The 26,163-nt window shown below is 70.1% G+C and carries 23 protein-coding genes and 1 pseudogene; 14 read left to right on the top strand and 10 right to left on the bottom strand.

What is annotated here, in order from left to right:
• Window positions 1-150: 150 nt before the first annotated feature.
• Window positions 151-1,419 carry an EAL domain-containing protein gene (locus tag AC0IWM_RS12730; RefSeq protein ID WP_471755467.1) on the top strand — a complete coding sequence of 423 codons (1,269 nt, stop codon included), beginning with the start codon at window positions 151-153 and terminating at the stop codon, window positions 1,417-1,419.
• 57 nt (window positions 1,420-1,476) lie between these two features.
• Here the strand turns inward: AC0IWM_RS12730 and AC0IWM_RS12725 are convergent, their stop codons facing one another.
• From AC0IWM_RS12725 to AC0IWM_RS12715, 3 genes are all read right to left on the bottom strand, one after another.
• On the bottom strand, window positions 1,477-3,141 hold the full coding sequence (locus AC0IWM_RS12725; protein WP_471755465.1) for an OFA family MFS transporter: 1,665 nt from the start codon (window positions 3,139-3,141) through the stop codon (window positions 1,477-1,479).
• Window positions 3,142-3,520: 379 nt separating this feature from the next.
• A complete protein-coding gene (locus AC0IWM_RS12720) occupies window positions 3,521-4,540 on the bottom strand; it encodes an arsenic resistance protein (protein ID WP_471755463.1) in 1,020 nt (339 codons plus the stop codon).
• Entirely contained in the window at window positions 4,540-5,175 is a 636-nt protein-coding gene (locus tag AC0IWM_RS12715; RefSeq protein WP_471755461.1) for a DUF938 domain-containing protein, read from the bottom strand. The genes AC0IWM_RS12720 and AC0IWM_RS12715 overlap by 1 nt, the downstream gene beginning before the upstream one ends.
• A gap of 216 nt (window positions 5,176-5,391) precedes the next feature.
• Between AC0IWM_RS12715 and AC0IWM_RS12710 the strand changes: the two genes are divergently transcribed.
• Together AC0IWM_RS12710 and fghA are read left to right on the top strand one after the other, a co-directional pair.
• Complete coding sequence (locus AC0IWM_RS12710) at window positions 5,392-6,528, top strand: S-(hydroxymethyl)glutathione dehydrogenase/class III alcohol dehydrogenase (RefSeq protein ID WP_056473718.1); 1,137 nt, start codon at window positions 5,392-5,394, stop codon at window positions 6,526-6,528.
• Between the two features lie 190 nt (window positions 6,529-6,718).
• A complete protein-coding gene (gene fghA / locus AC0IWM_RS12705) occupies window positions 6,719-7,552 on the top strand; it encodes an S-formylglutathione hydrolase (RefSeq protein ID WP_471755459.1) in 834 nt (277 codons plus the stop codon).
• 6 nt (window positions 7,553-7,558) lie between these two features.
• On the opposite strand, the gene uraD is transcribed toward fghA, so the two are convergent.
• From uraD to AC0IWM_RS12685, 4 genes are read right to left on the bottom strand one after another with little or no spacing between them, the layout of a single operon-like run.
• Complete coding sequence (gene uraD, locus AC0IWM_RS12700) at window positions 7,559-8,089, bottom strand: 2-oxo-4-hydroxy-4-carboxy-5-ureidoimidazoline decarboxylase (protein ID WP_471755457.1); 531 nt, start codon at window positions 8,087-8,089, stop codon at window positions 7,559-7,561.
• A gap of 5 nt (window positions 8,090-8,094) precedes the next feature.
• Window positions 8,095-8,448 (bottom strand): hydroxyisourate hydrolase, encoded by a 354-nt coding sequence (uraH, locus tag AC0IWM_RS12695; RefSeq protein WP_471755455.1) that lies wholly within the window; start codon window positions 8,446-8,448, stop codon window positions 8,095-8,097.
• A gap of 51 nt (window positions 8,449-8,499) precedes the next feature.
• Window positions 8,500-8,991 carry a hydroxyisourate hydrolase gene (gene uraH / locus AC0IWM_RS12690; protein WP_471755453.1) on the bottom strand — a complete coding sequence of 164 codons (492 nt, stop codon included), beginning with the start codon at window positions 8,989-8,991 and terminating at the stop codon, window positions 8,500-8,502.
• Window positions 8,992-9,009: 18 nt separating this feature from the next.
• Window positions 9,010-10,350: an MFS transporter gene (locus AC0IWM_RS12685; protein WP_471755451.1), complete on the bottom strand. Its 1,341-nt coding sequence runs from the start codon at window positions 10,348-10,350 to the stop codon at window positions 9,010-9,012.
• A gap of 285 nt (window positions 10,351-10,635) precedes the next feature.
• On the opposite strand from AC0IWM_RS12685, the gene AC0IWM_RS12680 reads away from it, so the two are divergent.
• A complete protein-coding gene (locus tag AC0IWM_RS12680; RefSeq protein ID WP_471755449.1) occupies window positions 10,636-11,565 on the top strand; it encodes an AEC family transporter in 930 nt (309 codons plus the stop codon).
• 5 nt (window positions 11,566-11,570) lie between these two features.
• On the opposite strand, the gene AC0IWM_RS12675 is transcribed toward AC0IWM_RS12680, so the two are convergent.
• Entirely contained in the window at window positions 11,571-12,827 is a 1,257-nt protein-coding gene (locus AC0IWM_RS12675; protein WP_471755447.1) for a D-amino acid dehydrogenase, read from the bottom strand.
• A 198-nt stretch (window positions 12,828-13,025) separates the two neighbouring features.
• On the opposite strand from AC0IWM_RS12675, the gene AC0IWM_RS12670 reads away from it, so the two are divergent.
• The 5 genes and pseudogenes from AC0IWM_RS12670 to AC0IWM_RS12650 all read left to right on the top strand — a co-directional run bounded on the left by AC0IWM_RS12670 (window position 13,026) and on the right by AC0IWM_RS12650 (window position 16,499).
• Window positions 13,026-13,466: an Lrp/AsnC family transcriptional regulator gene (locus AC0IWM_RS12670; protein ID WP_056473707.1), complete on the top strand. Its 441-nt coding sequence runs from the start codon at window positions 13,026-13,028 to the stop codon at window positions 13,464-13,466.
• A 99-nt stretch (window positions 13,467-13,565) separates the two neighbouring features.
• On the top strand, window positions 13,566-14,222 hold the full coding sequence (locus AC0IWM_RS12665; RefSeq protein ID WP_471755445.1) for a DUF47 domain-containing protein: 657 nt from the start codon (window positions 13,566-13,568) through the stop codon (window positions 14,220-14,222).
• An 8-nt stretch (window positions 14,223-14,230) separates the two neighbouring features.
• Window positions 14,231-15,241 carry an inorganic phosphate transporter gene (locus tag AC0IWM_RS12660; protein WP_056473703.1) on the top strand — a complete coding sequence of 337 codons (1,011 nt, stop codon included), beginning with the start codon at window positions 14,231-14,233 and terminating at the stop codon, window positions 15,239-15,241.
• 43 nt (window positions 15,242-15,284) lie between these two features.
• Window positions 15,285-15,969 (top strand): annotated as a pseudogene (locus tag AC0IWM_RS12655) (MgtC/SapB family protein).
• A 269-nt stretch (window positions 15,970-16,238) separates the two neighbouring features.
• Window positions 16,239-16,499 (top strand): hypothetical protein, encoded by a 261-nt coding sequence (locus AC0IWM_RS12650; protein WP_471755443.1) that lies wholly within the window; start codon window positions 16,239-16,241, stop codon window positions 16,497-16,499.
• A 12-nt stretch (window positions 16,500-16,511) separates the two neighbouring features.
• On the opposite strand, the gene AC0IWM_RS12645 is transcribed toward AC0IWM_RS12650, so the two are convergent.
• Window positions 16,512-16,928: a hypothetical protein gene (locus AC0IWM_RS12645; protein WP_471755441.1), complete on the bottom strand. Its 417-nt coding sequence runs from the start codon at window positions 16,926-16,928 to the stop codon at window positions 16,512-16,514.
• A 606-nt stretch (window positions 16,929-17,534) separates the two neighbouring features.
• Here AC0IWM_RS12645 and paoA point away from each other — a divergent pair.
• From paoA to AC0IWM_RS12620, 5 genes are all read left to right on the top strand, one after another.
• Complete coding sequence (paoA, locus tag AC0IWM_RS12640) at window positions 17,535-18,134, top strand: aldehyde dehydrogenase iron-sulfur subunit PaoA (RefSeq protein ID WP_471755622.1); 600 nt, start codon at window positions 17,535-17,537, stop codon at window positions 18,132-18,134.
• The gene (locus AC0IWM_RS12635) at window positions 18,131-19,081 is read left to right on the top strand and encodes an FAD binding domain-containing protein (protein WP_471755439.1); all 951 of its coding nucleotides are present in this window, start codon (window positions 18,131-18,133) and stop codon (window positions 19,079-19,081) included. Before paoA ends, AC0IWM_RS12635 begins: the two co-directional genes overlap by 4 nt.
• A gap of 3 nt (window positions 19,082-19,084) precedes the next feature.
• Window positions 19,085-21,304, top strand: a complete 2,220-nt coding sequence (gene paoC, locus AC0IWM_RS12630) for an aldehyde oxidoreductase molybdenum-binding subunit PaoC (protein WP_471755437.1) — start codon at window positions 19,085-19,087, stop codon at window positions 21,302-21,304.
• A gap of 401 nt (window positions 21,305-21,705) precedes the next feature.
• Entirely contained in the window at window positions 21,706-22,305 is a 600-nt protein-coding gene (wrbA, locus tag AC0IWM_RS12625; protein ID WP_471755435.1) for an NAD(P)H:quinone oxidoreductase, read from the top strand.
• Window positions 22,306-22,317: 12 nt separating this feature from the next.
• A complete protein-coding gene (locus AC0IWM_RS12620) occupies window positions 22,318-23,250 on the top strand; it encodes a VOC family protein (RefSeq protein WP_471755433.1) in 933 nt (310 codons plus the stop codon).
• A 563-nt stretch (window positions 23,251-23,813) separates the two neighbouring features.
• Here AC0IWM_RS12620 and AC0IWM_RS12615 read toward each other — a convergent pair.
• Window positions 23,814-25,961, bottom strand: a complete 2,148-nt coding sequence (locus AC0IWM_RS12615; RefSeq protein WP_471755431.1) for a sodium-translocating pyrophosphatase — start codon at window positions 25,959-25,961, stop codon at window positions 23,814-23,816.
• Window positions 25,962-26,163: the final 202 nt, after the last annotated feature.

Genomic DNA, 26,163 nt, shown 5'->3' with positions numbered 1-26,163 from the left:
TCTTCGCGCACAGTCTCGCGCCGCGGTGCTGAGATCCCGTTAAGGATAGGACGCGGCGCGCGGGAGAAAGCGCTTGCCGTTCGCCAGCCCTTAACCGGCGACGGCCACGGTCCGGCTCGGGCCACCCCTGCGCCTTGCCTGGAACCTTCCGTGCCGCGTTCCCAAGCGACGACCCTGGACCATCTTCACCTGCCCGCGGGCGCGCGCCTGTTCTCGGCCGGCGACGTGGGCGACGCCGCCTACCTGATCGTCAGCGGCCGGCTGGAGATCGTCCTGGAGCGCCCGGAGGGCGACCTCATCCTCGCCCATCGCGGTCCCGGCGAGATCGTCGGCGAGATGGCGATCCTCGACCACCAGCCGCGCTCGGCCGCGGTCCGCGCCCTGGAAGCCAGCGAACTCGTCGTCATCACCGAGGAGCAGCTCTCCCACCGGATCGCCCAGACGGATCCGATCCTGCGCATGTGCCTCGGCGTGGTGCTGTCCCGCTACCGCCAGACCGTGACGATCCTGGAGCAGATGAAGGGCGCCGCGCCGCCGCCCATCCTCGGCGCCGATGCGCCGCCCTCCGAAACCTTCGCGGCCGCCCTCGGCGCCCTGTCCCTGGAGCGCGAGATCCGCGCCGGCCTGCGCAACGGCGAGTTCGAGCTGTACTTCCAGCCGATCGTGCGGCTGTCGTCCCGGCGCCTCGCCGGATTCGAGGCCCTGATGCGCTGGCGCCACCCGACCCGCGGTCTGGTCGCCCCCATCGAGTTCATCCCGGCGGCCGAGGCGTCCGGCCTCATCGTCGACCTCACGGCCCATGCCTTCGACGAGGTCGGCCGCGTCTTCCCCGAGCTGATGCTCGCCGCGCAGAGCCATCAGGATGCGCTCGACGGCCCCCTGTTCATGACGGTCAACGTCTCGGGCCGCGACCTCGCCGGCGCCTCGTTCCCGCAGATGATCGCCGACTTCCTGGACCGCACCGAGATCGCGCCCGCCAGCCTCAAGATCGAGGTGACGGAGAGCATGCTGATGGACGATCCGGAACGCGCCGCGGCCGCCCTCACCCAGTGCCGGCAGGCCGGACTGGGCATCGCCATCGACGATTTCGGGACGGGCTATTCCTCGCTGAGCTACCTCAGCACCCTCCCGGTGACGACGCTGAAGATCGACCGGGCCTTCGTGCGGACCTTGCTCGCCGACCAGACCAGCCGGGGCATCGTGCAGACGATCCTGCGCCTGGCCGACGACCTCGCCGTCACCGTGGTGGCCGAGGGCATCGAGCAGGCGGCCGAGGCCGACCTCCTGGCGGGCATGGGATGCGCCTTCGGCCAGGGCTACCATTTCGGACGGCCGGCGCCCCTGGACGGCGCGCTCCAGGCGATCCGCGACTGGCCGGCGACACCGCCGGCGCCGGCCGGCCTCCGCCTGATCGCCTGACCGGCGCGCCGCCCGGAGGCCGGGCGGCGCCGGAATCCGGCGGCGTGCCTGCGCGGGTCAGCCGAACAGGATCATGGCCTTCGAGACCGTGCTCCAGATGCCCCAGGCGATCGGCAGGCCGACGGCGACCCAGGCCAGCACCGCGAGGGGCGTGACGCCGCCGCGGCCGATGCCGTAATCGCCGGACCGGCCCGCCGCCGCGGCGGTGCCGCCCTTGCTCGTCGCGGCGAGTTCGGCGTCGTTCATGAACCAGCGCGCCGCGAGCGGTCGCACCAGGAGGTTGGCGACGAAGCCCGCCGCCAGGAAGCCCGCCAGGATGTACATCGTGCGTGTGTAGAGCGCCGCACCCTGGATGCCGGCATCGACCTGGGCCTGGCGGATCGCCGTCACGACGAAGGGCCCGACCACGCCCGCCGTCGACCAGGCGGTGAGGAGCCGCCCGTGGATGGCGCCGACGAACTGCGTTCCGAAGATGTCGGCGAGGTAGGCCGGGATCGTGGCGAAGCCGCCGCCATACATCGACAGGATCACGCAGAAGAACGTCACGAACAGTGCCTTCGAGCCGATCGACGCCGCCCAGGGCGCCCCCGCGTAGAGCAGGCATCCGAGGGCGAAGAAGGTCGCATAGGTGACCTTGCGGCCGATCTTGTCCGACATCGAGGCCCAGAAGAAGCGCCCCAGGATGTTGAACAGCGACAGCAGCCCGACGAACCCGGCCGCCACCGCCGCGATCTGGGTCTTCTGTCCGGCATCGAGCTGGCCGAAGCCGAGCCCGGGCTGGCCGATCAGCGCGCCGCCGAAGATCTCCTGCAGCATCGGCGACGCGAGGGCGAGCACGCCGATGCCGGCCGAGACGTTGAGGCAGAGCACCGCCCAGAGCAGCCAGAACTGCGGCGTCCGGTGCGCCCGGTCGAGGTGGACGTGGCCCGAGGTGATCATCGCGCTCTTGGCCGCCGGTGCGGTGAAGCCCTCCGGCTGCCAGCCGGCGGGGGGCACGCGGTAGCCGAAGGCCCCGCAGAGCATCGCCACGATGTAGAGCCCGCCCATGACCGCGAGGGTCTGCCAGACGCCGGCCGAATCCGGGGTCTTGAAGGTGTTGATCAGCAGGGTGGCGAGGGGCGAACCGATCATGGCGCCGCCGCCGAAGCCCATGATGGCCATGCCGGTGGCCATGCCGCGGCGGTCCGGGAACCACTTCACCAGGGTCGAGACCGGCGAGATGTAACCGAGGCCGAGGCCGATGCCGCCGATCAGGCCCATGCCGAGCCAGATCAGCCAGAGCTGGTGGCTGTAGACGCCGAAGGCTCCGATCAGGAAGCCGCCGCCCCAGCACAGGGCCGCGGCGAGGCCGGCCTTGCGGGGTCCGGCCCGCTCCAGCCAGCCGCCGAACACCGCCGCCGAGAGGCCGAGCATGACGATGCCGATGGAGAAGACGATGACGAGGTCGCTGACGCGCCAGTCGCAGGTGGTGGTGAACAGCGCCGTGGCGATGCTCATGTCCGGGCAGGCGGCCGGTGCCGGCTGGCCGACGCTGAGCGCCCGGGACAGGGGCAGCCAGAACACCGACAGCCCGTAGGACATCCCGATGCAGAGATGGATGGCGAGGGCCGCGGGCGGCACCAGCCACCGGTTGAAGCCGGGCTTGGCGACGATCGCTTCGCGGGAGAGCCACCCTGGCGTGTGTGCGTCCGACAAGGACCCGTCTGCTACGCGAACGTTCATCGCTGGCTTTGCTCCCCGGATATGCCGCCATTCGGCTATTTCGAAGGATTAAAGCACGCGGAAAAACGTAACGCCATGGCGAGCAGCCGCGTTCGTCGAACGAACTGCTTACCCTGTCAGCGCGGCGTGACGGGCTGCGACGGATTGAACGCAGGCCCATCTTGGATTTAGGGCGATCCCCAGCCGCATGACATGTCACGGCTCGGGGATGTTTCGCGCCGAAGAGATCAGCCGAAGAGATCAGCCGAAGAGATCAGCCGAAGCGATCGGGCGAAGCGATCGACCGAAGCGATCGGGCGCGGTTCGACGATCGTTCATCGTTGCGCGGCCGTCTTGCGAACATCCGATGCAGGCTGATCGGCGAAGAGCCGGAAGCTCTTCATTCCGCGGGCGCCGGTCCCGCTTCCCCGCGCCCCAGTCTCGGGAGCAGCCGCACATAGATCAGCTCGCTCGCCAATTCGACCAGCGTCTGCGTGACGATCACGGCCGGCAGGAGGGGAATGCCGCCCGGGACCGCGAAGGCCAGCGGCAGGACGACGAGCGAGTTGCGGGTCGCGGCGCTGAAGGCCAGGGTCCGGCCGGTGGACGCATCGAGCCCGAACAGGCGTCCGGTTCCCCAGCCGATGAGCGGCGCCGCGACGGCGAAGGCCGCGTAGACCGGAACGACCCGTGCGGCCTGAGGCAGGGCCGGGCCGAGCTGCGGCAGCACCGCCGCGATGACCACGAACAGGACCAGGGCCGTCGCGGGCACCGGCAGAAGCCCCAGCACGGCGGCGGCCCGTCGGCCGGTGCGGCTCCGTGCTCCCCAGACCTGCACGAGGACGGCCGCCGCCAGCGGAAGGGCGATCAACCAGACGAAGGCATGGACGAACGGCCCGACCGGCACGAACCGCGCCGCGTCCTCGCCGAGCAAGGCGGTCAGGTAGAGCGGCAACAACGCCATCTGCGCCGCGAGGAGCGCCGGGGTCGCGGCCAGCAGGATTCCGGCATCCGCGCGCCCGAGATGCGCGAACGTCACGACGTAGTCGATGCAGGGCGTCAGCAGCACCATCAGCACGCCGAGACGCAGCATCGGGTCGTCCGGGAGCAGCTGAACCAGACCGGCGACCAGCAGCGGGATCGCGAGGAAGTTGACGGCCATGAGGGCGGCCAGGAAGCGGGCACGGGTGAAGGCACGGCCGAGCTCCCGCAGGGGCACCTGCAGGAAGGTCACGAACAGCATCAATGCCAGGGCCGGGTTGATCCCGGCTTCCAGCGCGGCGGTTCCCGGCACGGTGAGCGCCGCGCCGATGGCGGCGGCGATGGCGGAGAAGTAGATCCCGATCTGGCGGCCCTCGAACGCGTCCCGGAGCGTGCCGATGCGGTCGCGCAGGGATCGGTTCTCGCGGGCGGCGGCCATCAGGACCCCTCCGCCGACGCATCGCGCCGGAAGACCAGCGCCAGATTGTTCGCCGGCAGGGTCAGGCGGGAATCGAGGCGCAGGCCGCGCCGTGCGGCCGTGTCGACGACCGCCTCGAGGTCGCGCACGCCCCAGCGCGGGTCCCGCGCGCGCAGGTCCTGGTCGAAGGCGGCGTTGCTCTCCGCGGTGTGCCGCCCGTTCTCGCGGAAGGCGCCGTAGAGGAACAGGACGCCGCCCGGCGAAAGCGTGCGAGCCGCCCCCGCCATCAGCCCCTCGGTGGCGGACCACGGCGCGATGTGGACCATGTTGATGCACAGGATGGCGTCGGCGTGCGGGATCGGCCAGGCCGGTGAAGCGGCGTCGAGGTCGAGGGGCGGCCGGAGATTGGCGAGGCCCGCGGCCTCCGCATGGGCCGCGATGCTGCGGCGATAGGCCGGCTCGGGGTCGCTCGGCTGCCAGGTCAGCCCCGGCAGGGCGGCGGCGAAGTGCACGGCGTGCTCGCCCGACCCGCTGGCGATCTCCAGGACCGTACCGGTCTCGGGCAGGACGTCCCGCAGCACGGCGAGGATCGCCGCGCGGTTGCGCGCCACCGCCGGCGCGACCAGTGCGCTGTGTCCCACATCCCAGTCCTTCATGGTCCGTCCGATCCCGCCGCCGCGCCGCGCCCGTCATTCCAAATTCGCATCCCTGGCGCAAACGGGCGAGCACGGCTGTTGCATCTCGACGCCGGAGGCATCAAACACCACCCAGATTTTCGGGCCGTTCGGCTTGCCACCCTCCGGGTGCAGCGAGGCGAAGCGCCGGCATCCATCGCCGCCGTCCGTGATCATCACAGCTTTAAGGACAACGCTATGAAGACGCGCGCCGCGGTCGCGTGGGAGGCCAAGAAGCCTCTCACGATCGAGACCATCGACATCGAGGGACCCAAGGCCGGCGAGGTTCTCGTCGAACTGATGGCCACCGGCATCTGCCACACCGACGCCTACACCCTCTCGGGCCTCGATTCCGAGGGCAAGTTCCCGGCGATCCTCGGCCACGAGGGTGCGGGCATCGTCCGCGAGGTCGGCGCCGGCGTGACCGCGCTGAAGCCGGGCGACCACGTCATCCCGCTCTACACCCCGGAATGCCGCAACTGTAAGTCCTGCCTGTCGCAGCGCACGAACCTCTGCACCGCCATCCGGGCGACGCAGGGCCAGGGTGTGATGCCGGACGGCACCTCGCGCTTCTCCTGCGTCTCCACCGGCGGCAGCCCGAACGGGTCGAACACCCTGTTCCACTACATGGGCTGCTCGACCTTCTCGAACTTCACGGTGCTGCCGGCCATCGCGCTGGCCAAGATCCGGGAAGACGCCCCCTTCGACAAGATCTGCTACATCGGCTGCGGCGTCACCACCGGCATCGGCGCGGTGATCTACACCGCCAAGGTCTGGCCCGGCGCCAACGTCGTGGTGTTCGGCCTCGGCGGCATCGGCCTCAACGTGCTCCAGGCCGCCCGCATGGTCGGCGCCGACAAGATCATCGGCGTCGACATCAATCCGGACAAGCAGGAGATGGCCCGCAAGTTCGGCATGACCCACTTCATCAACCCGAAGGAGGTCGGCAACGATCACGTCGTCCAGGCGATCCTCGACGTGACCGGCGGCGGCGCGGACTTCTCCTTCGACTGCACCGGCAACGTCAACGTGATGCGCCAGGCCCTCGAGTGCTGCCACCGCGGCTGGGGCGAGTCGATCGTCATCGGCGTGGCCGAGGCCGGCAAGGAGATCGCGACCCGTCCGTTCCAGCTCGTCACCGGCCGCGTCTGGAAGGGCTCGGCCTTCGGCGGCGCCCGCGGCCGCACCGACGTGCCGAAGATCGTCGACTGGTACATGGAGGGGAAGATCAACATCGACGACCTGATCACCCACACCATGCCGCTCGACCAGATCAACCACGGCTTCGACCTCATGCACGAGGGCAAGTCGATCCGGTCGGTGGTGGTTTACTAGGAACGACGCGCTTTCCCCTCCCCCTCGCGGGGAGGGGCCGGGGGTGGGGGCGGCTCCGCCAGCCTCCGGAGCTTCAGGGTCGCCCGACCACCCCCACCTCCAACTCCTCCCCGCAGGGGGGAGGAGCGGCGCGGATCCGAGACGCGTTCGGCGACGGCGACAGCCTCGCCCCCATCAGGAGAGCAGCTTCATGGAAACCATCTCGAAGGCCCGCGCCCATGGCGGCACGCAGGGCGTCTACAAGCACGATGCCCAGACCACGGGCTGCCCGATGACCTTCGCGGTGTTCGTGCCGCCGCAGGCCGAGGCCGGTCCGGTGCCCGTGCTGTGGTACCTGTCGGGCCTGACCTGCACCCACGCCAACGTCATGGACAAGGGCGAGTACCGGAAGGCCGCGGCCGAGCACGGCGTGATCATCGTGGCCCCCGACACCAGCCCGCGCGGTGCCGGCATCCCCGACGAGGCGGATAACTGGCAGTTCGGTTCCGGCGCCGGGTTCTACCTCGATGCCACCCAGGCCCCCTACGCCACGAACTACCGGATGTGGAGCTACGTGACCGAGGAGCTGCCCGCCCTCATCGCGAAGGCGTTTCCGGCCGACATGTCCCGCCAGGGCATCTTCGGCCATTCGATGGGCGGCCACGGGGCGCTGACCATCGCCCTCACCTATCCCGACCGCTTCAAGTCCTGCTCGGCCTTCGCGCCGATCGCCCAGCCCTCCACCGCCGGCTGGTCGAAGCCGGCCTTCGAGAAGTATCTCGGCCCCGATGCGGGCGCCTGGCGCGCCCACGACGCCACCGCGCTGATCGCCGATGGCCACCGCTTCTCCGAGTTCCTGGTCGACCAGGGCACCGCCGACAGCTTCCTCGACGACGGTTTGCGTCCGTGGCTGCTGGAGGAGGCCTGCAAGACGGCGGGCATTCCCCTGACCCTGAACATGCGCGAGGGCTACGACCACTCGTACTACTTCATCTCGACCTTCATGGCCGACCACATCGCCTGGGCGGCCGCCCGCCTGAAGTAGGCGCTCCTACCCGGATGCGGCGACCAGGCGGTCGAGGCGCATCCGGGTGATCAGGGCGATCTCGTCGAGGGCGGCCCGCTCCTCCTCGGCGGGGGTCCCGCGCAGGCGCGCCTCGAAGATCCGCAGGATCTCGGCCCGCGCCCGTCCGCGGACCGCGACGATGAAGGGAAAGCCGAAGCGCCGGCGATAGGCGGCGTTGAGGCGGTCGAAGGCCTCCGCATCCGCGGCCGGCATCTGGTCGAGCCCGGCGCTGCCCTGCTCGCTCGCCGAATCCGCCGTCATGCCGCGGGCCCGCGCCTCGGGGCCGGCCAGTTCCGGATGCCCGTTCAGGAAGGCGATGCGGGTCTCGGCCGGCGCCGCCCGAACGGCCCGCATCATGGCCCCATGCAGGGCGTCGACGCTGGCGAAGGGGCCGTGCGCATGGGCACGCTCGGCCACCCAGGCCGCATGCTCGAACACCCCGCCGAACCGGATGACGAAGCCGGCGGCATCGAGCCGGTTGACGGCGGCGAGGTCGAGCTTCCCAGGATCGGCCATGGCCGTCAGCTGCCCCGATAGGTGGCGCAGGTGCCGGGCGCGCACAGCATCGGCACGTGGTAGTGCTGCGCGGCATCGAAGACCGCGAAGCGCACCACCGGGTTGTCGACGAAGATGTCGGCCTCGGCCACGCCGGGCTTGGCCTTCAGGTAGGCGTCGATGTGGAATTCGAGCTGGTACTGCCCGACCTTCGCCTCCGCCGCGGGCAGGATCGGCGCGTCGGTACGCCCGTCGGCGTTGGTGACGACGCTCTTCACGAGGCGCCAGGCGCCGCCCTCCCGCACCGAGAAGTCGATGCGGACCCCCGGCGCCGGGCGCCCGCGATCCGCGTCGAGGACATGTGTGGTGATGCCGGCCATGATGTCTCGGGCTCCGCGAAGGGTCTGGTCTCGGGCGGGTCTGCCGGCGCGTCAGCTGCCGCGATAGTAGGAATAGCCCCAGGGGGTGAACAGCACCGGCAGGTGGTAGCGCTGCCCGGCATCCCGGATCACGAAGCGCACCGGCACGAGGCTGAGGAAGTTCGGCTGGGGCAGCGCCACGCCGAACCCGGCGAAGTACGCCTCGAAATGCATGAGGACCTCGTACTGGCCGACCTTCAGGGCCTCGTCGAGGAGGAGCGGTTCGGCCGGACGGCCGTTGGCGGCGGTCGTCACGGTCTTGATCGTCCGGTAGGCGTCGCCCTCGCGGATCGCGAGGTCGCAGACCATGCCGGCGCCGGGCGTGCCGTGGAAGTTGTCGATGGCGTGCAGGGTCAGGCGCGGGCCGAGGCCGGCCTGGGATTTCGGCGCCGTCGCGAGGGGGCTCGGCGGGGCCGGGCCGGCCTGCGCCCGCGCGCCGGTGGCGGCGACGGCGCCGAGGCCCGCCCCGACGAGGCTGCGGCGCGTGAGGGCCGATGGATCCATGGCGTCCGTTCCTCCGGGTCAGGCGGGTTCGTGCGCGGCGCGCGCGGCGGCCCGGCGGGCCAGGGCCGCGGGTTCCGGCGGGATGAAGGCGAGGATGAGGAGGAGCGTCGCGACCTCGAAGCCGGCGACGATCCAGAGGCCGGTCGCCGCCGAGCCGGTCTGCTCGCGCAGGGCTCCCATCAGAGCCGGCGCGCCGAACCCGGCGAGGTTCGCCACCGAGTTGATCAGCGCGATCCCGGCCGCCGCGGCCGACCCGGCCAGGAACCGCCCTGGGATCTGCCAGAACACCGGAATGGCGCTCATGGTGCCGACGATCGCCACCGTCAGGGCGACGATGGACAGCACCGGGCTGATCGGGACGAGCAAGCCGAGGAGCGCGATCGCCACGGCGCCGATCAGGGCCGGCACGCCGCAATGGAGCCGCGCCTCGCCCGAGCGGTCGGAATGGCGGCCGTTGAGGATCATCCCGGCCGCGCCGCAGAGATAGGCGCCGGACATGATCCAGCCGATGGTGAGCGGATCGGTGTAGCCCGCCTCGCGGACCACGCTCGGCCCGAAGAAGGTCAGGGCCGAGTTCGCGGTGACGATGCAGAAGAAGATCGCGATGCATTGCCAGACCCGTACATCGCGCAGGGAGGCCAGGATGCGGTGCTCGCGCGGCCCGAGCGCCGCCGCGTCGCGGGCGAGGTCCGCGCTCACCAGGGCGCGCTGCTCGGGCGTCAGCCAGCCGGCCTTCTCCGGCCGGTCGGTGAGGTAGACCAGCGTGACGATCCCGGCGAGGATCGACGGGATGCCCTCCAGGAGGAACACCCACTGCCAGCCGGACCAGCCGTTCACGCCGTCGAGGTCCGTCATGATCGTGCCGGCGAGCGGGCCGCCGATCACCCCGGCGATGGCGGAGGCCGACATGAAGAGGCCGAACACCTTCGCGCGTCGCTCGGTGGGGTACCAGTAGGTCAGGAATAGGATCACGCCCGGATAGAACCCGGCCTCGAACACCCCCAGCAGGAAGCGCAGGACGTAGAACAGGCCGGCGCTGGTGACGAACATCATCGCCACGCAGCACAGGCCCCACAGCAGGGTGATGCGCGCGATGGTCTTGCGGGCGCCGATGCGTTCGAGGAGCAGGTTGCTCGGGACTTCGCAGAGGAAGTAGCCGACGAAGAAGATCCCGGCGCCGATGCCGTAGACGGTTTCGCTGAACTTCAGGTCGGCGAGCATCTGCAGCTTGGCGAAGCCGATATTCACCCGGTCGATCCAGGACAGGATCCAGAGGACCATCAGGAAGGGGAGCAGCCGCCCGGTGATCCGGCGATAGGTCTCGTCGAGGCCGGCCGGCGAGGGCTGTTCGGGCGCCATCAGGACTTCCACGGATCCGGCGATTCGCACCGGTGTCACGCAGCAAAATGATGCAAATCGGGGGCCATGGCGATGCTGGAGACGGTCACGTCCCCGTCGAGGCCTGTGCACGGATCGGGCTCCGCGCGGCGATGATGCGCCGACCCGGGTACCCTTCCGCGATCCGCTCCCTGTAAGAGGACGCATCGCTTTCCCCCCCGAGCCCCGTCCCATGCGCATGCTTTCCGAAGCCGGTCTCGCCGCAGCCGGCCTCGCCGCCGGTCTCGCCCTCTCCGGCCGCGCCGCGTGACCGCGACGGTCGTCCTCGCCCTCGTGCCGATCGCCTTGCTGATCGGCCTCGGCGTGTATCTGCGCCGCAACGGGCTCCTGGCCGAGTCGTTCTGGGCGCAGGCGGAGCGCCTCGGCTACTACGTGCTGCTGCCGGCGCTCTTCGTTCACGGCCTCGCCACCGCCAGGCTCGACGGCGTCCCGGTCCTGGCGCTCGCCGGGGTCCTCGTGGCGTCGACCCTCGTGGTGGCGCTGGTCCTGCTGGCGATCCGGCCACGGCTCGGCCTCGATGGAGCGGCCTTCACCTCGGTGTTCCAGGGCGGGGTGCGCTTCAACAACTATGTCGGGGTCTCGGCGGCGGCCGGGCTCTTCGGCACGCAGGGGATCGCCCTCGCGGCCGTCGCCAACGCAGCGATCGTGCCCACCGTCAACATCCTGTGCGTCCTCGTCTTCGCCCGCTTCGGTTCGGGCGGCCGGCTGTCACCGCGGGCGATCCTTCGGCAGCTCCTGCTCAACCCGCTGGTGGTCGCCTGCGCCGTCGGGATCTCCCTGCAGGCCACGGGCCTCGGCCTGCCGCCGGGCCTCGAGCCGACCCTGAAGGCACTCGGCCAGGCCTCCCTCCCCCTCGGGCTACTGTGCGTCGGCGCCGCCCTCGATCCCGGCACGGTGCGGACCTGGCTTCGGCCGGTCCTCGTCGCCTCGGCCGCGAAGTTCGTCCTGATGCCGGCGGTGACGATCCTGGCCTGCCTCGCCGCCGGCCTGCACGGCCCGGCCGCCGCCACGGCCCTGCTGTTCCAGACCCTGCCGACGGCCTCCTCGTCCTACATCATGGCCCGCCAGCTCGGCGGCGATGCCCCGCTGATGGCCGGCATCCTCGCCCTGCAGACCGTGCTCGCCGGGCTCGCCATTCCGCTGGTGATGCTCATTCTGGAGGGCTTCACCGCCTGAGGCCTTCAGGCGGCGTAGCGGGCGAGCGCCAGGTCGGAATGGTCGATGTCGGGCGCGCGGCCGGACATCAGGTCGGCCAGCATCCGCCCGGAGCCGCAGGCCATCGTCCAGCCCAGGGTGCCGTGCCCGGTATTCGTGTAGAGGTTGGCGTAGCGGGTGGCGCCGACGATGGGCGTGCCGTCCGGCGTCATCGGGCGCAGCCCGGTCCAGAACTTGGCCGCCGAGAGGTCGCCGCCCTCCGGGAACAGGTCGCGGACGCAGCGCTCCAGGGTCGCCCGGCGCGGTGCGCGCAGGGCATCGCTGAAACCGGCGAGCTCGGCCGTGCCCCCCACCCGGATCCGGTCGCCCAGGCGCGTCAGCGCGACCTTGAAGGTCTCGTCCATGACGGTCGAGACCGGCGCCTTGTCGGGGTCGGTGACCGGTAGGGTCAGCGAGTAGCCCTTGACCGGGTAGATCGGCAGCCGCAGGCCGAGGGGATGCAGCAGGGCGGCGGTGAACGAGCCCATGGCGGCGACGTAGGCATCGGCCCGGAGGGTCTCGCCGCCGCAGACCACGCCCGTCACCGCATCGCCCGCGGTCTCGATGCCGTCGATGCGGGTGCCGAAGCGAAAGCGCACGCCCAGCCGCTCGCACAGGACCGCCAGGCGCTGCGTGAACAGGTGCGCGTCCCCGGTCTCGTCGCCGGTCAGGCGAAGGCCGCCGACGATCGTGTCCCGCACCGCGGCGAGCGCCGGCTCGGCCGCGATGCACCCGGCGGGGTCCAGCACCGCATAGGCGACGCCGTAGGTGTCGAGGACGCGGGTGTCGTCGCCGACATGATCGAGCTGCTTCTGCGTGCGGAAGAGCTGGAGCGTGCCGCCGGTGCGGTGATCGTAGGCGATCCCGGTCTCGTCGCGCAGGTCGCGCAGGACGTCGCGGCTGTACTCGGCGAGCCGGACCATGCGGCCCTTGTTGCGGATGTAGGCGTCCTCGGTGCAGTTCGCGAGCATGCGCGCGAGCCAGCCGTAGAAGCGCGGCTCGAACGTCGGCCACAGCACCAGGGGCCGGTGGCGCATCATCAGCCACTTCATGGCCTTGATCGGGATGCCGGGGGCCGCCCAGGGGGCCGAGTAGCCCGGCGAGACCTGGCCGGCATTGGCGAAGCTGGTCTCCATCCCGGCGGCGGGCTGCCGGTCCACCACCGTGACCGCGTGACCGGCCTTGGCGAGGTAATAGGCCGTGGTGACACCGACCACGCCGCTTCCGAGCACCAGAACCCGCATCGCACGTCTCCCGCAGAGCCGAAGGCCCCAAGCATGGGTGGGGCCAGGACGCGTCGGCCTCGATCCCCCCGGGGCAGAGACACCGAATCCTGCGAGCGGTGCCGCGAATGCGTTGCAGATCCTGCGGCACTTGCGCCATTCTGCGCACGATCCTGCGAATCGACGCACGATCCTTGTGAAACGGGTTCGGGACCGGTCGTGCCTCTGGACGAGATCGATGCCGCCATCGTCCGGGTCCTGCGCGAGGATGCGCGGATCCCGAACGCCGCCCTGGCCGAGCGCGTCGGACTTTCGGCCTCCGCCTGCCTGCGCCGGCTGCGGATGCTGGAGCGCAACGGCACGATCCGCGGCTACACCGTGCTCCTCGACGGCCCCGGCTCCGCCGGCCTCGTGGTGATGACCCGGATCTCCCTGGAACGGCAGACGGAGGATTGCCTCAACCGCTTCGAGGCGGCCGTGCGGCGCTGCCCGGACGTCCAGGATTGCTACCTGATGACCGGGGATTCCGACTACCTGCTGAAGATCCGCGTCGCCGACATGGCGGAGTACGAACGGCTCCATCGCTCGGTGCTCTCCAAGCTGCCCGGCGTGGCCCGCATCCAGTCGAGTTTCACCATCCGCAGCGTCGTCGGCCGCTGATTCCGCTCCGATTGGCGTGGCCGTGAACGCGACGGCCCTGGTCCAGCACATACCAGAACCCTAGTTGGCTAACGAAACGGGTCGAGGCCGGAGTCCGGAATGCTGGGTTGGTTCAAGGCATTGATGCCGCGCGAGGACCGGTTCTTCGACCTCTTCGAGCGGCATTCGCGCACCCTCGTGGCCGGCGCCGAGGCGCTGCAGGGCGTGCTCCAGGGCGGCGACGCCGTTCCGCGCCACTGCCAGCAGGTGGTGGAGCGCGAGCACGAGGCGGATGCGATCACCGCCGAGGTGCTGCTCGCCGTGCGCCGCAGCTTCATCACGCCCTTCGACCGCGGCGACATCAAGGACCTGATCCAGTCGATGGACGACGCCATCGACCAGATGAACAAGACGGTGAAGACCATCGCCCTGTACGAGGTCCGCAGCTTCGAACCGCTGATGCGGGAGATGGGCGGCACCGTGATCGAGGCGGCCCGGCTGACCGCCGAGGCGATCCCGCTCCTGACCGCCGTCGGCACCCATGCGGGGCGGATCAACACGCTGACCGAGCAGATCACCCGGGTCGAGGGCCTCTCCGACGAGATGCAGGAGCGGGGCCTGAAGGCCCTCTACCAGGCCCACCGCAAGGACGGCGGCGACGGCGACACCATGGCCTACCTCATCGGTGCCGAGATCTACGGCCATCTCGAGGACGTGGTCGACCGGTTCGAGGACGTCGCCAACGAGATCAGCGGCATCGTGATCGAGAACGTGTAGGCGACCCGATGAACGAGGCCACCGCGCTCGCCCTGCCCGCCCTCGCCGGCCTGATCGCCGTCGCGCTGTTCTTCGATTTCCTCAACGGCCTGCACGATGCGGCCAACTCCATCGCCACCATCGTGTCGACGCGGGTGCTGAGGCCGCAATACGCGGTGCTGTGGGCCGCGTTCTTCAACTTCATCGCGTTCCTGTTCTTCGGCCTGCACGTGGCCCAGACCCTCGGAACCGGCATCGTCGATGCCGGGATCATCGATCCGCGGGTGATCTTCAGCGCGCTGCTGGGTGCCATCGCGTGGAACATCGTCACCTGGGTCTACGGCATCCCGTCGAGCAGCTCGCACGCCCTCGTCGGCGGCCTGGTCGGGGCGGGCGTCGCCAAGGCGGGCTTCAGCGCGGTGGTCTGGAGCGGGCTGACCAAGACGGCGGCGGCCATCGTGCTCTCGCCGCTCCTCGGCTTCCTCCTCGCCCTGCTCCTGGTGCTGATCGTGTCCTGGCTCTGCGTCCGCGCGACGCCCTTCGCGGTCGACCGGCGCTTCCGAGCCCTGCAGTTCGTCTCGGCCTCGCTCTACTCCCTGGGGCACGGCGGAAACGACGCCCAGAAGACCATGGGCATCATAGCGGTGCTGCTCTACTCGCAGGGCCATCTCGGGACCTCGTTCCACGTCCCGCTCTGGGTGGTGATCTCCTGCCAGTCGGCCATGGCGCTCGGCACGCTCTTCGGCGGATGGCGCATCGTTCACACGATGGGCTCGAAGATCACCCGGCTGAACCCGATGCAGGGCTTCTGCGCGGAGACCGGCGGGGCGATCACGCTGTTCACCGCGACCTGGCTCGGCATCCCGGTCTCGACCACCCACACCATCACGGGCGCCATCATCGGCGTCGGCGCGGCGCGCCGGACCTCGGCGGTGCGCTGGGGGATCGCCGGCAACATCGTGATCGCTTGGGTGCTGACCCTGCCGGCCGCCGCCCTGATCGCGGCGGCCTGCTACGCGCTCACCGCACGTCTCGGGTGAGGCCGCGCCCGCTCGCGACCCCTCGACCGGAGGAGACGGAGGCATGCTGAGCAATGTCGAGATCGTCTGGCGCCTGCTCCTGGCCGCGATCCTGGAGCGGGCTGATCGGCATCGAGCGTGAGCGCCTGCTCTGGGCCGCGGGCCTGCGGACGCACATGCTGGTCGGCGTCGGCGCCTGCCTGATCATGATCGTCTCGGCCTTCGGCTTCGCCGACGTGCTCGGGACGCAGAACGTCGGCCTCGACCCCTCGCGCATGGCCGCCCAGGTCGTCTCGGGCATCGGGTTTCTCGGAGCGGGGACGATCCTGCTGCGCGGCGAGGTGGTGAAGGGGCTCACCACCGCCGCCAGCCTCTGGGCGGTCGCCGCGGTGGGCCTCGCGGTCGGCGGCGGCCTCTACGTGGCGGGCATCGCCACCACGGTGATCCTGCTCGTGATCCTCGCGGGCGTGAAGCCGCTGCAGGAGCGCTACCACGACCGGATGCGAATCCGTCCCCTGCGGGTGGTCGCCGAGCCCGGCTGCATCTCCATCGACCTCCTGCAGGCGGTGTCCGGGGTGCGGTCTTCCCGCGTGCGACAATTCGTGACCCGGCGCGGAGACGATCCGGAACTCGACGAGACGCTGATCACCTTCGCGCGGCTCTCGCGCCGTTCGGTGGAAGATATCGCACAGAAACTTCGGGATCATCCCGGTGTCATCAAGGTCGAAGATCTTCCGGACGCCAGCTAGGCATGCATGATGGCACGCGGATGCTGGCGGGACGACGGCGGCGTCATGCCGGATGGAACACAACGCTTGCGAAAGGCTTCGATGCTGTGCAGATCGTTGGCCCTGGCCGGAACCGGATCCTGTGCCCCGCGCAGCGGCGCCCTGGCTTCGCCCGGGTTCCCGGGGGCCGTCACGACCCACGAAATCGAGGGAGGCTCAGTCGTGAGGTTTCGAAGCATGGCGGCGCGGACGGCGCGGGTCGCCGACCCCCAGCGGATGCCGGTCCGTCCGTGAGCCATCGGAGCCAGATCCCGATTCCCACCCCTGAGGACAAGCGCAAGCGGGCCAAGGGCCACGTCTTCCTGGTCGCGGTGAAGCAGCGGCGCGAGGATCTGCGGGTCTATGCCGTGCAGGCGCCCTCCCAGGACGACGCCCTGGCCATCGTGGCCGCTTCGAGCGCCGAGGGCGCCGCGGTCGAGGCGGCGGGGCGCCTGTCCAAGAAGCTGGCGCGGCCCCTCAAGCTGCAGCCGGAGGTGCCGCGCCCGGTCTGAAGAGCGCGCCGCCTAGCGCGGCCCGCAGATCGCGCGGTCGGTGTACAGCACCACGTCACCCTGCTTCGGGTTGTTGACGGAGAACGGCTCTCGGCTCTCGCGGGGCAGGAAGCCGCGGCCGAGCTCTCGGTCGAAGAAGTCGTGCCCGATCTCGACGTAGCAGCGGTCGAGGACGGCGGTGTAGCGCAGGGACGTCTGGACCGCGGCCGGCCCGCCCGGGACACCGTAGGCCGAGCAGTAGCCCGACAGGTCGAGGCTGCCGGGACCCGAGAGCCGGATCGCGCGCGACGCGCCGGGGCGCACCAGGAAGGACGGACCGCCCTGCTGCGAACCCACCAAGGTCAGGGGCGACCGGTTGTAGACGTGCCGTATGCAATCGGCGCTCGCCGCGCCTGCGCCGACCATCAGCGCGCCGACGGGCAGCGCCATCCGGACGAAAAACCGAATTCCGTTTCGCATCATGCACCTTCTGCCAGGACGGCTTGCTGCCAGGACGACTTGCTGCCAGGACGACTTGCTTCGAGATCCTGCGCAAGGAGCTAGGGCGCCCCATCCGTCAGGGCGAGGCCGCGTCGGGTCGCGATCGGCGGCATCGGCGTGCGGATGATGCCGAGGGTTTCCAGGGTGTTCAGCCGGCCGATGCGTCCGTCGCTCGCGAGGCGCGATCCTCGCTCTCGTTCCGACGATGCAGAGCCGATTTCGTTAAGATCGAGCGCGCGATTCGGCGACCGTGTGCGACGCCGCGAAGTGTTCGTGCGCACACGAAGACGCGAGCGCAGTCAGACTGGAGAAATTCCAGGGACCGGTATCCGCCGTTCCGCGTTCTCCCGTCAGCGCGCCTCGCAGAAGGCAGGTGCACGCCTGGACGGAACCTGCGTGGTGCCGTGTCACGCCTCGGACCAAGTTCGCCTCGTCATGCGTTCTCCTGGCCTGCGACGTCTCCGGGCGCCCGTCCGCTGGCAGCCTCCTCCCGCAACAGGTTCAGAGAACGCCATGCCAGTTTTCGGAGAGAACGAATTGAGTCGACGTGACGTCATGGCCGGCGCGACGGCCTGTGCGGCCCTCGCGGCGGTCCCGGCGCGGGCCGAAGGTCGCCCCGACGCCGCCGGCCCCGACCAGCCTGTGCTCGCCAAGGTGTCGCTCACGGTGAACGGGCAGCACCGCGAGCTCGAGCTCGACACCCGGACCAGCCTGCTCGACGCCGCGCGCGAGCACCTGCACCTGACCGGCTCCAAGAAGGGCTGCGACCACGGCCAGTGCGGCGCCTGCACGATGATCGTCGACGGCCGGCGCATCAATTCCTGCCTGACCCTCGCGGTCATGCACCAGGATTCGGAGATCACCACCATCGAGGGCCTGGGCCAGCCCGAGAACCTGCATCCGATGCAGGCCGCCTTCATCAAGCACGACGGCTACCAGTGCGGCTACTGCACCCCGGGCCAGATCTGCTCCGGCGTCGCGGTGCTCGCCGAGATCAAGGCCGGTATTCCGAGCCACGTCACCGCCGACCTCAACGCCCCGATGCAGGTCACGGATGCCGAGATCCGCGAGCGCATGAGCGGCAACATCTGCCGCTGCGGCGCCTATTCCAACATCGTCGAGGCGATGACCGAGGTCGCCGGGAGGCCCGCATGAAGTCCTTTACCTACGAGCGCCCGACCTCGCCCGCGGAAGCCGCCGCTGCCGTGTCCCGTGATCCGAACGCCAAGTTCATCGCCGGCGGCACCAACCTCCTCGACCTGATGAAGCTGCAGATCGAGACGCCGACGCATCTCGTGGACGTCAACGGCCTCGGGCTCGACCGGATCGAAGCCACGCCGGAAGGCGGGCTGCGCGTCGGTGCGCTGGTCCGGAACACCGACCTCGCGGCCGATGCCCGCGTCCGCAAGGACTACGCCGTGCTCTCCCGCGCCCTGCTCGCGGGTGCTTCGGGCCAGCTGCGCAACAAGGCGACCACCGCCGGAAACCTCCTGCAGCGTACCCGCTGCCCGTACTTCTACGACACTGCCCAGGCCTGCAACAAGCGCCAGCCGGGCTCCGGTTGCTCGGCCCTCGACGGCGTCTCGCGCCAACTCGCCGTCATCGGCGCCAGCGAGGCCTGCATCGCCACGCATCCTGGCGACATGGCGGTGGCCATGCGGGTGCTCGACGCCACCGTCGAGACCGTCGATGCCAAGGGCGGGACGCGCAAGATCCCGATCGCCGAGTTCCACCGCCTGCCGGGCGACCGGCCGGAGGTCGACACCACGCTCGCGCCGGGCGAGCTGATCACGGCGGTGACGTTGCCCGAGCCGCTGGGCGGCGCGCACATCTACCGCAAGGTCCGCGACCGGGCCTCCTACGCCTATGCCCTGGTCTCGGTGGCGGCGGTGGTACAGCCCGACGGCAGCGGCCGGGCGGCCTTCGGCGGCGTGGCGCACAAGCCCTGGCGGGTCGAGGCGGCCGAGGGCGAGATGGCGAGGGGCGCCAAGGCGGTGACCACGCAGGCCTTCGCCGGTGCCAAGCCGACCCACGACAATGCCTACAAGCTCACGTTGGCCGAGCGCACGCTCGGCGCGGCGCTGACCGAAGCGAGGGCCTGAGCCATGAAGTTCGACACCCCCGCCGGCCAGAACCCGATCGACCAGCTGAAGCTCGTCGGAAAGGCCACGGACCGCATCGACGGCAAGTTCAAGACCACGGGCACCGCGCCCTACGCCTACGAGCGCCACGACGTCGTGGCGAACCAGGCCTACGGCTACGTCCTCGGCGCCGGCATCGCCAAGGGCCGCATCCGCGCCATCGACACGAAAGCCGCGAAGGCTGCGCCCGGCGTCGTCGCCATCGTCACCACCCTCGACATGCCCGCCCTCGGCCTCGGCCGGATGAACGCCGCGAACCTCTTCGGCGGGAACGTGGTCCAGCATTACCACCAGGCCGTCGCAATCGTGGTGGCGGAGACCTTCGAGCAGGCCCGGGCCGCGGCCTTCCTCGTCAAGGTCGATTATGCCCGCGAGGCCGGTCAGTTCGACCTCGCCGCCGTGGCGTCGTCCGCCAAGCCCGTGCCCGGCGACAGCGGCGAGGGAAGCGGCGGCGGCGGCGAGGATCGGCATGGGGATTTCGAGGGCGCCTTCGCGTCGGCCGCCGTCACGTTCGACGAGACCTACACGACCCCCGACGAGAGCCACGCGATGATGGAGCCGCACGCGACCATCGCCGCCTGGGAGGGCGACACGCTCACCCTGTGGACGTCCAACCAGATGATCGCCTGGACCAAGGGCAGCATCGCCAAGATCCTCAGCATCCCGGAGGAGTCGATCCGCGTCGACTCGCCCTATATCGGCGGCGGATTCGGCGGCAAGCTCTTCGTGCGCTCCGATGCCGTCGTGGCGGCGCTGGCCGCCAAGGCCGCCGGTCGCCCGGTCAAGGTCGCGCTGACCCGGCCGCTGGTGGCCAACAACACCACGCACCGGCCGGCCACGATCCAGCGCATCCGCATCGGCGCGACGCCGGACGGGACGATCACCGCCATCGCGCACGAGAGCACCTCCGGCAACCTGCCGAAGGGCAAGCCTGAGACGGCGGTGGATCAGACCAAGCTCCTCTACGCCGGGGCCAATCGCCTGACGGCGATGAAGCTCGCCCATCTCGACCTGCCCGAGGGCAATTCGATGCGGGCGCCGGGCGAGGCGCCGGGCCTGATGGCGCTCGAGATCGCCATGGACGAGATGGCCGAGAAGCTCGGCATGGACCCGGTCGCCTTCCGCGTCCGCAACGACACCCAGGTCGATCCGGGGCATCCCGAGCGGCCGTTCTCCCATCGCAACCTCGTCGGCTGCCTCGAGCTCGGTGCCGAGAGATTCAACTGGTCGGCCCGCAACGCGAAGCCCGGCCAGGTTCGCGACGGGCGCTGGCTCGTCGGCATCGGCATGGCGGCGGGCTTCCGCAACAATCTGCTGATGAAGTCGGGCGCCCGCGTCCGCCTCGGGCGCGACGGCATCGTCACGGTCGAGACCGACATGACCGACATCGGCACCGGTTCCTACACCATCATCGCGCAGACGGCCGCCGAGATGATGGGCGTCGGTCTCGACAAGGTCGTGGTGCGCCTCGGCGATTCGTCCTACCCGGTCTCGGCCGGTTCGGGGGGCCAGTTCGGCGCGAACAACTCCACCGCCGGCGTCTACGCCGCGTGCGTCCAGCTCCGCGAGGCGGTGGCGCAGCGCCTCGGCTTCAACTCGGCCGACGTCGTGTTCGCGGAAGGGCAGGTCCGCTCCGGCAACCGAACCGAGGCGCTGGCGAAGGCGGCCAGCGACGGCGAACTCGTGGCCGAGGACTCGATCGAGTACGGCGACCTCGCCAAGAAGCAGCAGCAATCGACCTTCGCGGGCCATTTCGTCGAGGTCGGCGTCGACGTCGACACCGCCGAGATCCGGGTGCGGCGAATGCTGGCCGTCTGCGCGGCGGGACGCATCCTCAACCCGAAATCGGCGCGCAGCCAGGTCATCGGCGGCATGACGATGGGGGTCGGCGGGGCGCTGATGGAGGAACTCGCCGTCGACACCAAGCGGGGCTTCTTCGTCAACCACGATCTGGCCGGCTACGAGGTGCCGGTCCACGCCGACATCCCGCATCAAGAGGTGATCTTCCTTGACGAGGTCGATCCGCAATCTTCGCCCATGAAGGCCAAGGGCGTGGGCGAGCTCGGCATCTGCGGCGTCGGCGCGGCCGTGGCCAACGCGGTCTACAACGCCACGGGCGTGCGGGTGCGGAGCTATCCGATCACCCTCGACAAGCTCCTCGGCCAGATGCCCGACGCGGCCTGACGGAACCGCCAAGCAGCGATGATCCGCTGACGCGCCGGGCTGCCCGGGCGACCGACCGCATCGTCTCGCTCTCCAGCCGGAGGGCTGGATCGCGAACGATGAGATCCGGTGTTGTCCGTCACAGGCCACCGACCGCGCCCGCGCCGATCGCCGCGGACGACCCTTGTCGCCGCCGCAACGGTGCCCAGATCGACGACCGCGCAGAATCCGCGCAGATCGTCCAGGGTGCCCCCCGGAGGTTTCCGTTCTCGCAACCATGAAGTGCCGGATATCGGGCTCAAACCCAGCTGCGAGCGAGGCTACGTGCTGGGTCGGTTGCTACGGCGCCCGCCGGCCCTCGTGCCGGCGGCGGCCGTCTACACCCGGGTCGGCCGAACGACGGACCCCACAGGAGACATGCGATGACCAAGGTGCTGGTGCTCTACTACTCGTCCTACGGCCATATCGCGCAGATGGCGGATGCCGTCGCGGAAGGCGCGCGCGAGGGCGGAGCCGAGGTCGACATCCGCCGCGTTCCCGAGACGGCACCGAAGGAAGTCGTCGAAGCTGCGCACTTCAAGACGGATTCCGCGCATCCCCTGATCGAGGGGCCTGACGCCCTCGCCGCCTACGACGCCATCGTCGTCGGCGCGCCGACCCGGTACGGCCGGATGCCGAGCCAGATGGCGAGCTTCTGGGACACTACGGGCGGCCTCTGGTTCCAGGGCAAGCTCATCGGAAAGGTCGGGGGCGCCTTCACCTCGACGGCCAGCCAGCATGGCGGGCAGGAGACGACCCTGTTCTCGATCATCACCAACCTGCTGCATCACGGCCTGACCATCGTGGGCCTGGATTACGGCTTCCAGGGCCAGATGGGTGTCGACGAGGTCCGCGGCGGTTCGCCCTACGGCGCGACCACGATCGCGGGCGACGGCAGCCGCCAGCCCAGCCCGGTCGAGCTGGCCGGCGCCCGCCACCAGGGCAAGCGCATCGCCGAGACCGCAGCGAAACTCCGCGCCTGAGGAGGTCCCGGCATGGCCCAGAGCATCGTCACGCCGACGCGGGCTTCCGGCGAGGAAGCCGATCCGGCTTCCGCCTCGCTGCTCGACACGGCGCCCTACCGCATTGGGAGCGTCACCCTCGTCGTCCGGGACCTCGACGGCCTCGCCAGCTTCTACCGCGACGTCATCGGCCTCGTGACCGTCTCGCAGGAAGCAGGCGTCGTGCGCCTCGGCGTGGGGCCTACGGTGCTGCTCGAACTCCGGCACAACGCGGCCGCCCATCCCGGGAGCCCGCGGGAGGCGGGGCTCCACCACACGGCCTTCCTGCTGCCGAGCCGTGCGCATCTCGGCGCGTGGCTCGCGCATGCGGCGGAGCTTGGCATCCGCCTGTCGGGGGCGTCCGACCATTTCGTCAGCGAGGCCGTCTACCTCGACGATCCGGAGGGCAACGGCATCGAGGTCTATGCCGACCGCCCGAGTTCGGTGTGGACGTGGGACGACGGCTCGATCGTCATGAAGAGGGACCGCCTCGACCCTGCCGCGCTCATGCAGGCCGCAGCGGGACGCTGGACCGGTATGCCGCCGGGCGGCCGGGTCGGGCACGTTCACCTGCAGGTGGGCGAGATCGAACCGGCGGATCGCTTCTATGCGGGGCTGCTCGGGTTCGACGTGATGATCCGCCTTCCGGGGGCGACCTTCCTTGGCGCGGGCGGGTACCATCACCAGCTTGCGACCAACGTCTGGCACAGCCGGGGCGCCCCCCGGCGGCCCACCGAGACGGCCGGCCTCGCCGAGGTCGAGTTGCTGGCCGATGCGCCGACGCTGGCGGCGGTCCGGGATCGCTGCCGGGAGGCCGGTCTGACGCCGGACGAGGGCGACGGTGCCCTCGAGCTTCAGGATCCCTGGGGCACCCGCCTTCGCTTGGTGCCGCGGGGGAGCGAGGCTCGGCCCAGCGACACGCGTTGAGGCGCCAGGGGATCGAACGCGACGACAGGTCCGGGACACGCCGGCCTGCCGTCGACGAGACTCTCTCCCTTCCGCGCATCCTGAGATCAGCGGTTCAGGGGCTGCGAGCGGAAGCTCGGCTCTGGGTGCGATCCGTGCGGCGGCCCTCCCGCCGTGCCCGGCGGAGGCCAAGCCTGTCAGCCCCGGAATGCCTTGCACCCGGCCCTTGGGACAGCGGCGAGCGACCAGCGCTCTTGCGGCGGATATTCTCCGAACCGGTCCGCTTGTCGGCGGCCGGGTCCAGCCGATCGTGGAGCGTCCGTTTTTTGCCGGTTGTTCGTCCGAAGCCCGCATTTAGAACGAGCGACTCTCGGCGTAGGAGGCCGTGCGTTCGGCATCCTTCTCGATCAGCGCCGCGGCGTCCCGGATGCGGAACGGATCGGACCCACGCCGCCTATGCGGATGCCGTTCGATCGGCCCAGCTTGGACAGGATGGCCCGCTCACCGGGCCATCCTGCTTCGCTCTCGGTTGATCCGCTACGGAACTCTGCTGTTCGAGAGCGGACCCTGGGATCGGCTGTCGCTCAGCTATGGGCCAGCACCGCCAGCAGCAGCAGGGCGATGATGTTGGTGATCTTGATCGCGGGGTTCACGGCCGGGCCGGCTGTGTCCTTGTAGGGGTCGCCGACGGTGTCGCCGGTCACCGCGGCCTTGTGAGCCTCGGAGCCCTTCCCGCCGTGATGCCCGTCCTCGATGTACTTCTTGGCATTGTCCCAGGCGCCGCCGCCCGAGGTCATCGAGATCGCGACGTAGAGCCCGGTGATGATGACGCCCAGCAGCATCGCCCCCACCGTGGCGAAGGCCTGGCTCTTGCCGGCGATCGCCTGGATCACGAAGAACAGCACGATCGGCGACAGCACCGGCAGCAGGGACGGGATGATCATTTCCTTGATCGCCGCCCGGGTCAGCATGTCGACGGCGCGGCCGTAATCCGGCCGGTCGGTCCCCTGCATGATGCCGGGCTTCTCGCGGAACTGGCGGCGGACTTCCTCGACGACCGCGCCGGCCGCCCGACCGACCGCGGTCATCGCCATGCCGCCGAACAGGAACGGGATCAGGCCGCCGAGGAGCAGGCCGACCACGACGTAGGGGTTGGAGAGCGAGAAATCGACGGTCACGCCCTGGAAGAAGCGGTACTGGGTCGGGCTCGCATGGGCGATGAAGTAGTTCAGGTCGGAGGTGTAGGCGGCGAACAGCACCAGGGCACCGAGGCCGGCCGAACCGATGGCGTAGCCCTTGGTGACCGCCTTGGTGGTGTTGCCGACGGCGTCGAGGGCGTCGGTCGACTTGCGCACGTCCGGCGGCAGTCCGGCCATCTCGGCGATGCCGCCGGCGTTGTCGGTGACCGGTCCGAAGGCGTCGAGGGCCACGATGAAGCCGGCGAGCGCCAGCATCGCGGTGACCGCGATGGCGATGCCGAACAGCCCGGCCAGCGAGTAGGTGCTGATGATGCCCGCGACGATGACCAGTGCGGGCAGCGCGGTGGATTCGAGCGAGATCGCCAGGCCCTGGATCACGTTGGTGCCGTGGCCGGTCACGGAAGCGTCGGCGATGGATTTCACCGGCCGGAAGTTGGTGCCGGTGTAGTACTCGGTGATGACCACGATCAGCGCGGTGATGACGAGGCCGATGACCGCGCAGCCGAGGAGGCCGCCGGAGGTGAAGGTCACGCCGGCATTGGTGGTGAAGGCCGTGCCGAAGCCGCCGAACAGGGCGTAGTTCACGCCCGCGATGGCCACGATCGAGAGGGCGCCGGCGGTGACCAGCCCCTTGTAGAGCGCGCCCATGATCGACTGGTTGGCCCCGAGTCGCACCGCGTAGGTGCCGGCGATCGAGGTGAGGATGCAGGCCGAGCCGATGGCCAGCGGATAGAGCAGCATCGCCTCGAGGACGTTGCGGCCGCCGACCTCGGTCTGGCCGGAGAAGAAGATCGCGGCGAGCACCATGGTGGCGACCACGGTCACCGCGTAGGTCTCGAACAGGTCGGCCGCCATGCCGGCGCAATCGCCGACGTTGTCGCCGACGTTGTCCGCGATGGTGGCGGGGTTGCGCGGGTCATCCTCCGGAATTCCGGCCTCGACCTTGCCGACGAGGTCGCCGCCGACATCGGCGCCCTTGGTGAAGATGCCGCCGCCGAGACGGGCGAAGATCGAGATCAGCGAGGCGCCGAAGCCCAGCGCCACCAGGGCGTCGATGACGTCGCGGCTGGCCGGCGACAGGCCGGCGACGCGGGTGAGATAGCCGTAGTAGAGCGCCACCCCGAGGAGCGCGAGGCCCGCCACGAACATGCCGGTGACGGCGCCCGACTTGAAGGCCACGTCGAGCCCGCCGCCGAGCGACGTCGAGGCCGCCTGGGCGGTGCGCACGTTGGCGCGCACCGAGACGTTCATCCCGATGAAGCCGGCCGCTCCCGACAGCACGGCGCCGATCAGGAAGCCGATGCCGACCTTCAGCCCGAGGAAATAGGCGAGCGCCACGAACAGCACGACCCCGACGATGGCGATGGTGGCGTATTGGCGCCGGAGATAGGCCTGCGCGCCCTCGGCGATCGCCCCCGCGATCTCCTGCATGCGCTGGGTGCCGGCGTCGCGCTTCATGACGTCGTTGATCGTGATGATGCCATAGGCGACGGCGCACAGCCCGCCCAGGATGATAAGCAACAAAGCTGTCATTCGACCGTCCTTGATTGGCGATGCCCGTGCGGGTCTGTCGTGGCGTTGTTGGACTTTGTGGCCGTGCTTTCCGTCAGTGCGACGCGGATCGTTCGCGCAGGCGTCTCGCGCCGCGCGCCGAACTTTTCGTGGTTGTGCATCTCCTCCCAAGGAATGCCTGCTCTGAGTGCCAAACTTCACCCCCGCTTGCAAATGCTGCTTA

The sequence above is a fragment of the Methylobacterium sp. AC433 genome, assembly GCF_979253015.1.
Note: the sequence above shows the minus strand (reverse complement) of the source record. Positions and strands in the feature narration are given on the sequence as shown.

Excerpts from the sequence above, each read along its gene's own strand:
- AC0IWM_RS12725 (WP_471755465.1), bottom strand. The coding sequence starts at position 3,141 with ATGAACGTTCGCGTAGCAGACGGGTCCTTGTCGGACGCACACACGCCA.
- AC0IWM_RS12720 (WP_471755463.1), bottom strand. The coding sequence starts at position 4,540 with ATGGCCGCCGCCCGCGAGAACCGATCCCTGCGCGACCGCATCGGCACG.
- AC0IWM_RS12715 (WP_471755461.1), bottom strand. The coding sequence starts at position 5,175 with ATGAAGGACTGGGATGTGGGACACAGCGCACTGGTCGCGCCGGCGGTG.
- AC0IWM_RS12710 (WP_056473718.1), top strand. The coding sequence starts at position 5,392 with ATGAAGACGCGCGCCGCGGTCGCGTGGGAGGCCAAGAAGCCTCTCACG.
- fghA (WP_471755459.1), top strand. The coding sequence starts at position 6,719 with ATGGAAACCATCTCGAAGGCCCGCGCCCATGGCGGCACGCAGGGCGTC.
- uraD (WP_471755457.1), bottom strand. The coding sequence starts at position 8,089 with ATGGCCGATCCTGGGAAGCTCGACCTCGCCGCCGTCAACCGGCTCGAT.
- uraH (WP_471755455.1), bottom strand. The coding sequence starts at position 8,448 with ATGGCCGGCATCACCACACATGTCCTCGACGCGGATCGCGGGCGCCCG.
- uraH (WP_471755453.1), bottom strand. The coding sequence starts at position 8,991 with ATGGATCCATCGGCCCTCACGCGCCGCAGCCTCGTCGGGGCGGGCCTC.
- AC0IWM_RS12685 (WP_471755451.1), bottom strand. The coding sequence starts at position 10,350 with ATGGCGCCCGAACAGCCCTCGCCGGCCGGCCTCGACGAGACCTATCGC.
- AC0IWM_RS12675 (WP_471755447.1), bottom strand. The coding sequence starts at position 12,827 with ATGCGGGTTCTGGTGCTCGGAAGCGGCGTGGTCGGTGTCACCACGGCC.
- AC0IWM_RS12665 (WP_471755445.1), top strand. The coding sequence starts at position 13,566 with ATGCTGGGTTGGTTCAAGGCATTGATGCCGCGCGAGGACCGGTTCTTC.
- AC0IWM_RS12660 (WP_056473703.1), top strand. The coding sequence starts at position 14,231 with ATGAACGAGGCCACCGCGCTCGCCCTGCCCGCCCTCGCCGGCCTGATC.
- AC0IWM_RS12645 (WP_471755441.1), bottom strand. The coding sequence starts at position 16,928 with ATGGCGCTGCCCGTCGGCGCGCTGATGGTCGGCGCAGGCGCGGCGAGC.
- paoA (WP_471755622.1), top strand. The coding sequence starts at position 17,535 with ATGGCCGGCGCGACGGCCTGTGCGGCCCTCGCGGCGGTCCCGGCGCGG.
- AC0IWM_RS12635 (WP_471755439.1), top strand. The coding sequence starts at position 18,131 with ATGAAGTCCTTTACCTACGAGCGCCCGACCTCGCCCGCGGAAGCCGCC.
- paoC (WP_471755437.1), top strand. The coding sequence starts at position 19,085 with ATGAAGTTCGACACCCCCGCCGGCCAGAACCCGATCGACCAGCTGAAG.
- wrbA (WP_471755435.1), top strand. The coding sequence starts at position 21,706 with ATGACCAAGGTGCTGGTGCTCTACTACTCGTCCTACGGCCATATCGCG.
- AC0IWM_RS12620 (WP_471755433.1), top strand. The coding sequence starts at position 22,318 with ATGGCCCAGAGCATCGTCACGCCGACGCGGGCTTCCGGCGAGGAAGCC.
- AC0IWM_RS12615 (WP_471755431.1), bottom strand. The coding sequence starts at position 25,961 with ATGACAGCTTTGTTGCTTATCATCCTGGGCGGGCTGTGCGCCGTCGCC.